Annotated in this window: 13 protein-coding genes and 1 pseudogene; 11 read left to right on the forward strand and 3 right to left on the reverse strand. The window is 37.8% G+C overall.

Annotation, left to right across the window (positions count from 1 at the left end; all coding sequences use genetic code 11):
* Positions 1 to 46 precede the first annotated feature (46 nt).
* The 6 genes from P9989_RS09060 (at position 47) to P9989_RS09085 (ending at position 6,113) form a co-directional block, all read left to right on the forward strand.
* Complete coding sequence (locus tag P9989_RS09060; RefSeq protein ID WP_283078443.1) at positions 47 to 859, forward strand: GNAT family N-acetyltransferase; 813 nt, start codon at positions 47 to 49, stop codon at positions 857 to 859.
* A 310-nt stretch (positions 860 to 1,169) separates the two neighbouring features.
* Positions 1,170 to 1,355 carry a hypothetical protein gene (locus tag P9989_RS09065; protein ID WP_283078444.1) on the forward strand — a complete coding sequence of 62 codons (186 nt, stop codon included), beginning with the start codon at positions 1,170 to 1,172 and terminating at the stop codon, positions 1,353 to 1,355.
* Between the two features lie 188 nt (positions 1,356 to 1,543).
* Positions 1,544 to 3,463, forward strand: coding sequence for an LTA synthase family protein (locus P9989_RS09070; protein ID WP_283078445.1), 1,920 nt, complete (start codon positions 1,544 to 1,546; stop codon positions 3,461 to 3,463).
* Between the two features lie 477 nt (positions 3,464 to 3,940).
* Positions 3,941 to 4,561 (forward strand): DJ-1/PfpI family protein, encoded by a 621-nt coding sequence (locus P9989_RS09075; RefSeq protein ID WP_283078446.1) that lies wholly within the window; start codon positions 3,941 to 3,943, stop codon positions 4,559 to 4,561.
* Between the two features lie 816 nt (positions 4,562 to 5,377).
* Complete coding sequence (locus P9989_RS09080) at positions 5,378 to 5,623, forward strand: hypothetical protein (RefSeq protein WP_283078447.1); 246 nt, start codon at positions 5,378 to 5,380, stop codon at positions 5,621 to 5,623.
* Positions 5,624 to 5,801: 178 nt separating this feature from the next.
* Positions 5,802 to 6,113 carry a hypothetical protein gene (locus P9989_RS09085; RefSeq protein ID WP_283078448.1) on the forward strand — a complete coding sequence of 104 codons (312 nt, stop codon included), beginning with the start codon at positions 5,802 to 5,804 and terminating at the stop codon, positions 6,111 to 6,113.
* A 209-nt stretch (positions 6,114 to 6,322) separates the two neighbouring features.
* Here the strand turns inward: P9989_RS09085 and P9989_RS09090 are convergent, their stop codons facing one another.
* Together P9989_RS09090 and P9989_RS09095 are read right to left on the reverse strand one after the other, a co-directional pair.
* Complete coding sequence (locus tag P9989_RS09090; protein ID WP_283078872.1) at positions 6,323 to 7,576, reverse strand: aminopeptidase; 1,254 nt, start codon at positions 7,574 to 7,576, stop codon at positions 6,323 to 6,325.
* Between the two features lie 216 nt (positions 7,577 to 7,792).
* Complete coding sequence (locus P9989_RS09095; RefSeq protein WP_283076175.1) at positions 7,793 to 8,992, reverse strand: IS110 family RNA-guided transposase; 1,200 nt, start codon at positions 8,990 to 8,992, stop codon at positions 7,793 to 7,795.
* Positions 8,993 to 9,294: 302 nt separating this feature from the next.
* Here P9989_RS09095 and P9989_RS09100 point away from each other — a divergent pair.
* A pseudogene (locus P9989_RS09100) lies at positions 9,295 to 9,843 on the forward strand (response regulator transcription factor); the annotation flags it as partial.
* 52 nt (positions 9,844 to 9,895) lie between these two features.
* On the opposite strand, the gene P9989_RS09105 reads toward P9989_RS09100, so the two are convergent.
* The gene (locus P9989_RS09105) at positions 9,896 to 10,096 is read right to left on the reverse strand and encodes a cold-shock protein (protein ID WP_283078450.1); all 201 of its coding nucleotides are present in this window, start codon (positions 10,094 to 10,096) and stop codon (positions 9,896 to 9,898) included.
* A gap of 696 nt (positions 10,097 to 10,792) precedes the next feature.
* Here P9989_RS09105 and P9989_RS09110 point away from each other — a divergent pair.
* The 4 genes from P9989_RS09110 (at position 10,793) to P9989_RS09125 (ending at position 13,397) form a co-directional block, all read left to right on the forward strand.
* Complete coding sequence (locus tag P9989_RS09110) at positions 10,793 to 11,242, forward strand: GNAT family N-acetyltransferase (RefSeq protein WP_283078451.1); 450 nt, start codon at positions 10,793 to 10,795, stop codon at positions 11,240 to 11,242.
* A gap of 205 nt (positions 11,243 to 11,447) precedes the next feature.
* Positions 11,448 to 12,347: a macrolide 2'-phosphotransferase gene (locus P9989_RS09115; protein WP_283078452.1), complete on the forward strand. Its 900-nt coding sequence runs from the start codon at positions 11,448 to 11,450 to the stop codon at positions 12,345 to 12,347.
* Between the two features lie 379 nt (positions 12,348 to 12,726).
* A complete protein-coding gene (locus tag P9989_RS09120) occupies positions 12,727 to 13,056 on the forward strand; it encodes a hypothetical protein (RefSeq protein WP_283078453.1) in 330 nt (109 codons plus the stop codon).
* A 56-nt stretch (positions 13,057 to 13,112) separates the two neighbouring features.
* Entirely contained in the window at positions 13,113 to 13,397 is a 285-nt protein-coding gene (locus tag P9989_RS09125) for a DUF2651 family protein (RefSeq protein WP_283078454.1), read from the forward strand.
* Positions 13,398 to 13,407 lie beyond the last annotated feature (10 nt).

A 13,407-nucleotide genomic window follows, 5' to 3' on the forward strand; every position in this document is an offset into this window, starting at 1 on the left:
AGTAAAACTGGATAATTTGAAGATCACGAATAGGTTGTTAAGAATAATGAAGAATGCAGAAAATGAGGTTGAACAATCAAAAAGTAAAATATTGAAACCGATTCATTTATTGATAGCTTGCTTTTATGAAAAAACAGGTGCGCTTGGGGAAGTTTCGTTGAAATGCTCCTTGGATGCAGCCTCTTTAAGGGCTCAGGTGGAAGATATGAAATATACTTCAAACCAAAATATCGTTAAAAGCCCCCTATTTAAAATTAATGTAACAGCAGAGATAATAAATGTTTTTGAAGTTGCCATTAGTATTATGAATAGATATAACCAAGTCTATCTAAATGAAGGCCATGTTCTCAAAGCATTAATTAAAGCTAATTTTATTGATGAATTTTTAACGGATTACAATAAGGAAATAATATTAACACTCGGCACAACATCCCGGGATATGATTACACATCTTGGTGATTACACATTTCCAACTATAAGTTCTCATGTTGTTCGTAAGGTTAAGCATAACGATTTTGATGAACTAGTAAAATATGTTGAGCAAAATTATTCATACGAATGGTCAAAAACCATAAAAGATGGTTTTAAATCAAGAAATCCTTCAATATATATCGCTTTGAACAATAAAGAAGGAATCATCGGTTTTGCTGCTTTTGACGTATTTAAAAACAAAAAATGCTATTTTGGTCCGATGGGTGTTTCTGAATCAAATAGAACTGATGGAATCGGCTATTCGTTACTTCATCATTGTCTAAGGGATATGAAGGAAATTGGTTACGAATATGCAATTATTGGAGGAGCTGGTCCCATTGAGTTTTACGAAAAAGCATGTAATGCAGTAGTAATTCCTTCAAGCTAAGAGAAAACGGTTCTCTTATGTGTGAACCATTAAAAGGAAAGTATAATCTTCCGTTAATGGGGCGCGTTTATTGAATAACGCGTCTTTTTTGTATAGGGCTATTTAATTGAATAAAGCTCATTATACCAAACGTTTAACAGTGGAAAACAGTAATGGTTTTTGTTTTTGTATGCTATCTAATAGGAAGTTATGTAGAAAGTCTAGCAACCATTTATAGGTACTGATATATTAAAGTGATAGTTCCATTAATTTACATTTGCAAATAAGGAGTCAGATCTTCCCTAAATCATTCATATGTGGAGGGAAGCACTTGAAAAAAACAGTATATGCATCCATTAAAGTCAAAAACATTTCTAACGAGACGTGGGAAACACTTGTTTTTTTCTTCACTCCCAACATGTTCACTGAAGAAAATTTCCCCCATTTAAAGGCACCTTCCACATTAGAGATTGATGAAGTTACCCTTAATGGGAAAGAAGTCGAAGGTAGTGACTAATTTTTATGTTAGCTAGCTTTTATATAGATAGATTAAATCTTATGGATGGACGTAATCACGAATATATCAATCTATTATTGTAACAAACATTTAATAAAATGGTACCTTAATGTTATTTACTTTATGTGAATTCCCTGTTAAGTTATATAATTATTATCCAACTTTTTAGCTACACCAGGAGGTTAATCATGTTTAATCAACAGCAAAACCTATTAAAAAAGGGCTGGTTTTTCTTTACAGTAGCCGCAGTTTTACTGTGGGCCAAAACCTATTCCGCCCTTCAAATAGCATTTACACTAAATATTGAAAATGGAATTCAACAATTTATTATAATCATTACACCGATCAGCTCAATACTATTTTTCTTAGGGCTGTCTCTGTTCTTCAAACCTAAGCGTCGAAATAAAGCGTTCATGACGATTTATTTCTTAATGTCCTTGGCTCTTTATTCAAACGTAGTATATTACAGATTCTTTAATGACTACATTACGCTGCCCGTTCTTATGCAATATAAGAATTTCGGTGACTTAGGTGGAAGCGCCAAAGCTCTGATTCACCCAATGGACTTGCTTTATTGGATTGATATTGTCATTTTAATTACATGGTTGGTCGCTAAAAAAGTTCGTCCAACTATGGAATTCCGTAGAAGAACAGTAGCTATGCTTTTTGCTGCATCTCTAGGATTTGCAGTCGTAAACTTAAGCTTAGCTGAAATGGAACGTCCACAATTGCTTGTAAGAACGTTTGACCGTGCAAAACTTGTTAAATTGCTAGGAATCTATAATTATCATGTCTATGATACGGTCATGACTGCAAAAACTTCCTCCCACCGTGTCATGGCAGATAGTAATGAACTGTCTGAAGTCTTAAACTATGTTAACTCACAGCAAGGTAAAATGGGCGCCAAAGGGAAATACTTTGGAAAAGCGGAAGGAAAAAATGTTGTGCTTGTTTCCCTTGAGTCCACACAGAATTTTGTGATCGATCGTAAATTAAATGGGCAAGAAATCACACCATTCTTAAATGACTTGAAAGAGGATAGCTTTTACTTTAGCAATTTTTATCACAATACAGGCCAAGGAAAAACATCCGACTCAGAGTTTATTATTGATAACTCTATGTACGGACTTTCTCGAGGAGCCGTATTTACAACAAACGCAAATAATGAGTTTAATGCAACTCCTGAGATTTTGAAAAGTGAAGGGTACACACCTGTAAGCTTCCACGGCAACCATGCAAGTTTCTGGAACCGTGATGTGATGTACCAAAGCCTTGGTTATGAGCATTACTTCTCAAAAAAAGAGTATAATGTAACCGAGGAGAACTCCGTAAACTATGGATTAAAGGATATTCCTTTCTTCGAGCAATCCATGCCGATGCTGAAAGGTTTAGACAAGCCCTATTACGCGAAGTTCATAACGATGACTAACCATTACCCGTATATAGTAAACAATGAAAATATGGAAATGATTGACCCTGCCAATACAGGTGATGGTTCTGTCGACCGCTATTTCCAAACCGTTCGCTATATGGATGAATCTATCAAGAAGTTCTTCCAGATGATGAAGGAACAAGGTGAATATGAAGATACCATTTTTGTCCTTTACGGTGATCACTATGGCATCTCTGAAAACCATAACCGTGCAATGAGCGAGATTCTTGGGAAAGAAATCCGTCCATTCGAACACGTGCAATTACAGAAAGTGCCTTTGATCATTCACGTTCCAGGAATGGAAGGAAAAGAAATGGAGACCGTTGGTGGACAAATAGACTTGAAACCGACAATCTTAAACCTTCTAGGTGTTGAACAGAAAAATGATGTCCAGTTCGGTACGGATCTATTGAATAAAAACCGTGAGAGTGAAACAATCCTTCGTGACGGAAGTGTTGTAACTGACAAGTATGTATATGCTGCAGAACAAAACATCTGTTATGATAAAGAAACGGGAGAAGAAATCGATTCTAAATCTTGTGCACCATTAAAAGAAGAAGCCGAAACGGAACTTGGCTTTTCTGACAAAGTCGTTTACGGTGATTTGTTGAGATTCATGGATAGTGAAAAAGAGGAAATTAAGAGGAAGATAAAAGATAATGGGAATGGGTCCTAACTAACACCATTGTATAAACAAAAACAAGGTCAGAGTTTAGCTCTGATCTTGTTTTTTTATTATCTGAAAAAGCTGATCATTGTACTGGAGTAACCTTTAATTATGTCCATCAAGTGTGTTGTCATCCATTATATATAAACAATCAATTGCTTTCCACACTCGAATCCGATTTAAAATTGTCGAAGGTGACAAAGAAGGTGACGGTACACAAGTACATTCAAATTATGGTGGAGAAGGTGACGATCGAGTGTTTTTGGACTGATACAAATTGCTTGTTAAAGGAAAGGGCGCGTTTATCGAATAACGCGTCCTTCTGTATAGGGCCAAATGGAAGATCAATAAAGTGGTTTGGGAAATATATTAGTACTAAATTGAAATAAATTACCTTCCTTGACAGTAGCTCTCAGTGAAATTGTTTTATAATGAATGGTACAAGTATATACCAGTTTATAGCAATTTAATATTGGAGGGAACACTATGATTAACGTTTATAATTACGTGCTGGACTCACTATCAGATTGGGAGATTGGATATGTGACAGCAGAACTTAATTCGGGTCAATACTTTAAAAAGCAAAGTGATCATGTTTCCGTAAAGACCGTTGGTTCTACAAAAGACCCCATAATAACAAAGGGTGGTATGACAGTCATACCTGACATAACCTTTGACGAAATAATTTCTGATTCCTCCACAGTTTTGTTGTTACCTGGAGCAGACACATGGACAGACACTAAACACATACCGATTATCGAAAAGGCAACCGAATTGTTAGACTGCGGAGCAATGGTCGCGGCAATTTGTGGTGCAACCACTGTACTTGCAGAGGCTGGGGTGTTTGACAAACGTATACATACTAGCAACAGTCTCGAGTATCTCAAGATGGTATGTCCAAGCTATAAGGGAGAATCATATTATAGAGATGTTAAGGCAGTTGCGGACAGTAATTTGATAACAGCCAGTTCGGCGGGGGGGTTGCTATTCGCTCAAACTATATTAAAGAAGTTAGATGTTTTTTCTGAAAATACTCTTGAAGCATGGTATAACTACTTTAATACTGGTGACGCAAAATACTTCTACGCTTTGCTACAGACTCTATAGAATTAGACATTAAGTGGTATGAATAACTGCTCAACAATCGGGGCGCGTTTATCGAATAACACGCCCTTTTTACATTTTAGGACCATATAATGGAATAACTGCTTGTAGGGATTATGGGGAGTTGGAAAAATTGGTATTAAGTCAAAGGGTAGGTTAGTTATATACAAAAACTCGTAAATAGGGTTTTGTTTAACCCATCATTTCGAAGAGTGGATTTGATCTAAAAGAAAGCTCAGTTTTAAATCTGAGCTTTTCTAAAGCAAGGTAAGAACATCTTGAATAACAATATTTGGATGGCTTTCATTCACATTGTGGTAAGATCCTTCCGCCAAAGTGTATTTGCTATTTGGTGATAATTTTAGTTGATCCCTTATTAACCTTTGCCAGACCTCCTCGATTTTTTCTGTTGTTTCCCTATGCATTCATTGTAGAAAATGCTTGGGCAGGATTGATAATGTGGTATATTTTCCCCTTTATCTTCATAATCGGACTCGTTATGTTAATGGTTGGTATTTTCAAGAAAGAAGAAACAAAAATAGTTTGAGATCTTCAACTAAAGAGTGCTTTAGTTGAAGATCAACTCGAGAGTATCTCGGATTCAAGTCTTCACAAAATGGGCGCAATTCCTGTACAAGGAATTGTGTCCTTTTTAGTTTTCATCGTGAACTTAATAATAATAAATCCTTTTGTTTAGTAGAGCTTATTTGACCCAAAAGGTGAATTAGGCGAGATTCAGCATCAATAATCCTTTTGTATGTTACATAGTACCAATTAAAGAAATGGATACTAATCAGGAAGCAAAAAGGAGTGATACTGATGGCTATGTGTCCTATATGTAACTCGTTTAAAGAATTAGAAATATATTGTTCAGAATGCAATTCTCGATTAGAAGACTCAGGTAGGGTATCCGATTTTTTAGACCCTTACGGCCATTATAATGATGAAGAAACTGTAAAAATGGGTGATGGCTATCCTGATACAGCGAAGGATCAGATTTGTCCTCATTTAATGTATTGTAAGAATTGTGAACATAATGAGGTGAAGTTCGTTCAAGAAGAATAGCTGATCAAATGACTGGCTCTAAAATTTCTAACAGTTAGTAAGCAATTTGAAAACAATATGCAGTAGATTCTCAATAAAAGGGGCATTCTTCTTGAATAATTAACCGAACATTTTCATAATTGTTAGCAGAAATTCGTGGGATTAAAATGATATATTAAAGTTACGGTAGGGAGGGGTTATGATGCGTTTTGTTCGATTGGGTGGAGTTATTCTATTCGCTTACCTGGCTTATTTGCTTTATGAAAAAGGGGTTGAGCTTAAAGCAATGGGAACGAATGCAGACGGAGATGGTATAGGGATTAGCTTCCTAGGATTGCAGGTTGCTGAACGTGTTCCTGAAGAAAATATCCCTCAACACGCCAAGGGTTTTTTTGTGACGAGCGTTATATTTGTGGTGATCGGATTGACACTTCTATTTCAACCACTCATTAAAAAAGCAATACCATCCAAGATATCCAATTGGTTTCAACGACAGTTAGAAATAGAATAATGAAGGAAGAAACCAAGATTTTTAGGTAAGCAAACGGGGCGCTTATTCGGAGTTGAAGTAAGGATTTGCATCCTTTCTCATGAAGAGGGCCATATTGTTTAACAACTGTACACTTGAGTTTTGGAGGGGCGAATTGCTATTAAAATTCACATCATAGGTAGCGCCCCGACTCTGTTAGCAGTTTCCTTTGTTTTTAAGGAGTAGTCAAATTAGAATTGGAAATCACCATCTTTCATTAGTATGACTTCAGTTCCGCCTTCTTTAATACCCACTACTTTCATATCTTCGGTACCAAAGGTCACATTGACTAACAAGAGGGAAGTATTAAGTCCTGCTTCCTTCAACTCTTTCACCGATAGGTTGCTGCCATTTTGAAGGTTGGAAGGGGAGGCGTTTCCGATTCCAATATGGCAGGCCGTATTTTCATCAAACAAGGTGTTGTAAAAGAGAGTATCCAACTGAGAAAGAGGAGAATTGTTAGAGACCAAGGCAATTTCACCAAGATAATGTGAACCTTCGTCTGTTTCGATGAGACTTTGTAACGCTTCTTGCCCAGTGGCGGCATAATAGGCAGTAATCCTTCCATCTTTAAAGGTTAGGTAAAAATCATCGATGACACTTCCCTCATAGATAAGCGGTTTAGTGGCTACTAGTTTGCCATGTACCTCATTTTTATTGGGGGCGGAAAATATTTCCTCCGTGGGAATGTTCGGAAAGAACGGTATTCCCTTTTTATCTATAACACCCCCGCCGATAAAAAAGTGATTTTTAGGCATGCCGACTAATAAATCAGTTCCTTTGCTATTTGTAAAATGCAGGGCTTCAAACTGGCTGTCGTTTAGAAACCTTTTCCGGGACTCGAAGGCTCTGTTATGATTTTCCCAGTCTTTTATAGGGTTTTTTCCATCTGCCCGGGCTCCACGTAAGATTAACTGCCATAACGATTGCAGGGCTTCTTCTTTACTTAAGTGAGGAAATACTTTAGTTGCCCATGCGAAGTACGGGACAGCTAGAAGACACCAGCGAACCTCGTGGGATCTGATCTTTGCGTAATGATCCTTCAACTTGGTGCGAGAGGCCTTTTGGAAGCGGCTCATCCGTTCTGTGGAAACATCCTTAAAGGCATCTAAGTTTTCAGAAATAATATGGATGTAAGCAGCACCCGCATCGTCCCACTCCTTAAAGCGAGCATCCTGCCAGTTGGGAAAGTGATCGATGGCATCATCTGCTGCATTTAAATAAAATTCTTTGGTAGACTGTTCATCTGTCCAATCCATAACCACATTTGAAGCCCCCGCCTCATAGGCTGCCGTTTGGATTAGACGTGCGAATGTTACATTTTTTATGTCACTATGAATAATCACTAATTGATTCTTTTGCACATTTACACCAGCTTGTACAGCAAGCTCTGCATACTTTTTTAACTGTTCTTCGCTTATAAGCTCATATATTCCTTTAATCATCACACACTCAGCTCCTAACTTTTTATTCCTTTATAAACAGAAGTTAATGGGAATTGATTGTAAGTGGAGTATACAGCAATACCAGCTAATAGAAGGTCAATGGCTAAAGGTAAAAAAGATTAATTTGACATGGTAAAATAAAAAAGAACATACTAAATAAACTTCAATATTAATGGATTTGAAGTATTTTCTATAAAAGTATTTTATTGGTTCCTTTTAAACCACATAGGCCTTTTTACTTTTTAAGATGGCATAAATCCAGTGAATGAGCTTGTTTGCACAAGCAATGATCGCCACTTTATGTGGTTTGCCTTCTTCTCGCTTTTTATCGTAATATGCTCTTAATTTTGGGTTGCGATTCTTGGTTATTCCACATTGGACCGCGTTATATAGACTTTGTCGCAGGCGAGCCGATCCTCTTTTTGTAATTCGGTTAATGGTTGCTTTAAACTGTCCAGATTCATGGACGCTCGGGTCCATTCCTGCGTAGGCGACGAGTTTCTTAGGGTGGTTAAACTGGTCAATCTCCCCAATCTCGGAAAGGATTGTTGCCGCAATCTTTCCACCAATACCGGGAAGTGATCGGATAATTTCATACTCATCAAATTCTTCAGCCAAGGCATCTATCTCTTTCAGTAGCTTCGATAGGTGCCTTTGGTATTGAAGAAGAAGTTGAATAAACATCGTTAAACTCACCACATGGCTCGTATATAAATTACGTCTGAAAGGGTCTCGCTCAGCTGCCTCTTTTAGCTGATGGGCTTTATCTAATGCCCATCCATAGGAGCGTTTAACCCCTTGTTGGAGAATCACTTCAGCGATTTTTTCCTTCGTTTCCTCCTTAACACCTTGAGGTGTTTGATAGTGGAGTAACGTTCGTAAGGAGGTGGGTGAATAGAGTGCTCCAAAGACAGTTTTATATTCCGGAAAGACTTGATCCAATACGGTTTGGAACTGAAGTTTAACTTGTACATAAGTTCCTGTTAACGCGTCATGTTGGCGCGTTAGATTCCTCAAATTCATGATTTTGACGGTTTTCTTTTTGAAAGGTTGGAGGTCATCATATAGATAATACATCTCCCCTAAACGAAAGGCATCAATGGCGTCGGTTTTTACTTTCCTTAAGCTCATCTTCTTAGCTTCATGGGAAAGAACCGGATTCACCAAATAATAGACAATTTGATGGTCCTCTAAGAACTGCAAAACTGGTTCATGGTAATGGCCAGTAGATTCAAAAACGACGACCGGAGGTCGCCCTGTGATTTCTTCCACCTCTAACCAAAACTGATAAAAATCATGTAAGCCTAAAACGTTATGCTCGAAAACAAAGCTTTTCTTATAAGGATCTTTTTTCTGTAAAAAGGCTTGTACTTGGCTTTTTCCCTTCGCAATATCCAGGCCAATGACTGGATCCATTCATTATCACGTCTCCTTTTGTTAGTTTCGCCGGCAGCCCCTATATCTAGCTTGTAGTGTCATAGCTTCGCTTGTTATGCGGGATCTAGGTCCCAACCAGCCTCAATCATGTTTCTACAAGTAGGGGGTGGACAGTATTGCGGACGGGATCAGAGTCCCACGGGCGCGAGCGTCCTACCCCGGCTACCTAAAGAATAACCTATAAGAAATAGGTCAACCAGATAAACTGGTTAACCTTATAATACGATCGGGCGCGATTCTGTAATAAGGATCAGCGCTCATTTTTTATTTAAGTAACATATTCTGGTCTTCTTGATTTAGAGGAGGATATGGAAGTGGTCGGAAAAGCAAGAAACGGGGAAGAAGCGATTGCTTTGGTGAAGCAGCACCATCCTAATATTTGTATCATGGACATTGAAATGCGGGTGAAGAACGGGATAGATACAGCAGAAGAACTAAAGGATAATCCCTGTAAAATTATTATTTTGACTACATTCGCCCGAGCAGGGTATTTTGAACAAGCCCGTAAAGCGGAAGTGTTTGGCTATCTTCTTAAAGACAGCCCCAGTCAGGATCTAGTCAATTCCATTCGTATTATCATGGCCGGCCGTCGAATTTATGCCCCGGAATTGGTGGATATGGCCTACAGCGACCAGAATCCGTTGACCGAACGCGAAGATCAGGTAATCAAACTGGTGGCCGATGGCAAAAACACGAAGGAAATCGCCGGACAACTTGATATCACGACGGGAACCGTTCGAAACTATATTTCTGTCATCCTTGATAAGCTTGAAGTGAGCAATCGGGTCGAAGCAGTCTCCCGGATTAAGGAGAAGGGCTGGTTAAAATGAATTCGAAAAAAAGCCCTTCCCATTTTTTGAGAAGAGCTTCTTTGTTTGATACTTACGCTTTTACAACATTAGCAGCCTGGGGGCCGCGGTTACCTTGTTCTGTATCGAAAGTAATAACCTGACCTTCTTCTAATGTTTTAAAACCCTCGCCTTGAATTGCTGAAAAGTGAACGAATACGTCGTCTTCGCCTTCAACTTCAATAAATCCGAAGCCTTTGTCCGCGTTAAACCATTTTACTGTACCTTCATTCATGTTCATTCCTCCATGTGCTTTTTGCACAAAATATTACTATTCTTGCTCCGCACAATCATTCAAGACGATAAGCACTTTTGCAAGTTCTTACTTCCCTCATTAATCATATCCGAACAATAATAATTATTTTAAGTATAACATATTTGGGGCCCGGACAGCAAACGCGGAAAATGTACGCTAAGAGTTGTGTTGCATTAGATTACGCATTCTTAATTAAATCGTGTAGCATAAGGTCGTGTTTTAACAACTATAACAATCATTTACAATACAAATTTGGTTATGTTGTATTAAATGAACCGTTTGTATAACAGAAAAGCCTATGTGCTGAGGGCTCTAATTCTTAATGTACGCTATCCGCGTTTTGCTGGCGATACCCCAAGTAATAGAAGCTTGGTGATCATTCTTAGATAATTTATCTTGAAATTGAGTCTTTCGCAATCGGGGCGCAAATCTGGAATAAGAATTGCACTCTTTCTTTGTGTAAAGGGCCTTTGAATAAAGGAAAGTTTTTCAAGAATCGAAAAAAGCAAATAAATTTTCTGGATAGGATTCATCAATCTAGTAGGTACAATATTTTTTATCAAATATGATTTAAAAGTCATATTATACTGATTGAAATGTATTACTTACAATATAGGGAAAGAGACCATTAAAGGAAATGTAATGTCTATTGGTGTAGAGGAGGAGTAAATTCTATTGAATTTTCGAAAAGCAAATGAAGAAGATTTACAAGCAATTGTTCGCTTACTTGCCGATGATGAATTAGGTTCCCAACGTGAACGTTATGAAGAGCCATTACCGGATGATTACTATGAAGCATTTACAGCAATTAAAGCCCAAGTCGGAAATCAAATTATTTTAGCATTTGAAGGTCAAACGTTGATTGGCTGCCTCCAGTTAACAATCATTCCTGGTTTAGCAAGACAGGGTATGAAACGGGCACAAATCGAAGGGGTACGTGTTGATCGGCGTTATCGCGGAAGAGGAGTAGGAGAAGCTTTGTTTAAAGAAGCTATTGCAATCGCGAAGTCTGAGGAATGTGGTCTTGTGCAATTGACCACTGACAAGCAACGTGATGACGCCCATCGTTTTTATAATCGACTAGGATTCTTGGCGAGTCATGAGGGTATGAAACTAATATTTTAATTAAAAACTTTTCTCCATAAACGGGGCGCAAGAATTGAATAAGACTTGCGCTACTTTTGCTTTAATGCGATGGTCCAGATAATTGAATAACTCATTGCAAAAACAAAGCCAATTTGAAAAAACGGTATAATATTTTCATCTTGATTATACCTTACTGAGGTGTTGTTTATATGAATGAAATAATCAAGAGAAGGAAGTGATTGTTTTGAATAAACAGCAAGTGGCAGAAACAGCAAGGAAGTACGGTTTGGAAGTAAAAGAGGATTCGATCTCATTTAACGAGTCAGGTTTAGATTTTCTGGTTGCTTATGGAGAAGACGATAAGGAAGAAGAATGGGTGCTGAGGCTTCCAAGACGTGACGATGTGATGGTGAGGACAGTTGTTGAGAAGAAAGCACTGGATTTAATCAGTAAATATGTCACTTTTCAAGTCCCGGTTTGGTCGATTTATGAAGATAACCTTATTGCTTATAGAAAATTAACCGGCGTACCAGCCGGCACGATTGATCCAGAGATTCATAACTATGTGTGGGAGATGAATCATGAAAATGTGCCTGAACAATTTCATCAGACATTAGCCAAAGCTTTGGTCTCGCTCCACACCCTTCCGAAAGCAGAGGCTCTTAAAGCCGGCCTATCTGTTCAGACAGCAGAAGAAGCAAGATTATCAATGATTGAGCGTATGGAAAAGGTTAAAGCGAAGTTTGGTGTAGGCGAATCCTTATGGAACCGCTGGAAGTCATGGGTAAACAATAAGGAATTGTGGCCTCTGAGAACAGGTCTGACTCATGGGGATGTTCATGCTGGCCACACGATGATTGATAAAAATGCGAACGTAACCGGCTTGATCGACTGGACCGAGGCAAAAGTAACAGATGTATCAAATGATTTTGTTTTCCAATACCAAGCATTCGGCGAAACAGCTTTAGAGAAACTAATTAGCTATTACCAGCAAGCAGGAGGGATTTACTGGCCTGCCATGAAAGAGCATATCATTGAGCTTAATGCGGCCTACCCTGTTGCGATTGCTGAGTTTGCGATCACCTCAGGCTTGGAAGAGTATGAGCAGATGGCGAGAGAAACACTGGGAGTGAATGCACGCTAGCATTAAGTAAAAAAATAAAGTTCTTCACAGGGAGTTAATAACTCTTAAGATTTTTTTGCTGGGTTTACTTCAGAAGTGTAAATAAAGAATAGGGGATGAAGAAGGGGTTTAGGGTTTACTTCGAAGCTACCTTAAAATATTAGGACTGTGCCAAGCTGCTAATCAAAGCAACATCGATTATTATACCATTTAACTTAATAGTCATTTTTCAAGTAAAGGGGCGCGTTTATCGAATAACGCGGCCTTTTTACATTTAAGGGCAATTTAATAGAATAAGGGAAGGACTTTTAGAAAGTAAATAGAAATTTCATTAAGGATATGAATTTTGTTCTTCTATGAACGGGAAGAAGAAAACCTATTTTGATGAAGGGGTGAAAAAATGAGTACAGAAACTCTTCCAAGTTGGTTTTGGGTTGTGTATTACTTGCTTTTATTTATCACATTAAGCTTTGCAGTATTTAGTCTTATTCGAAAAAGAATTAAAGGATTGTCTATTATTGCTGTAGTCTTTGCTGTTACTGTTCCGATAATAAGTATGTTAAGTAGCATTGGAAGGGAAGAAGGACTAAATGAATTAGAGCATTTAGTTCATCAATTACAAGATGGTGAACTCTGGTCTATTTACGTGGTTATAGGTTACTTATATCTACTGGTCTGGTGGGTTTTTATTCTTAAGCAAAATAAAAAGATAAATAGAACATCTTTTTAAATTAGATTAACAATAAGATTTCCATAAACGGATGACTGATTGTGGTGTGAGATCCTTTGGCCATTGGTCAAGGTGGGGAAAGGATGATTTATATTTATTTAATTCAGCTTGTCATATTTGTTCTACCAGTTGTCTCTCTTATATTAGGGGGGATTGGGTATTTTATTTTTAAAAATATTTATATAATGCCTGTGATAGTTGCTATAGCTGCAATCATTTCAACATTTATTGTGTTTAACTCTTCATTTTGGATTTGGGTTGTCATTTACACATTGTTATCACTTTTATCTGGATTTGTTGTTAAGTTATTATCATCAAAACAGCAAGCTAAGCATTCTTAGTTCTTCTGTT

It is taken from the genome of Halobacillus naozhouensis, assembly GCF_029714185.1.
GTDB lineage: Bacteria > Bacillota > Bacilli > Bacillales > Halobacillaceae > Halobacillus_A > Halobacillus_A naozhouensis.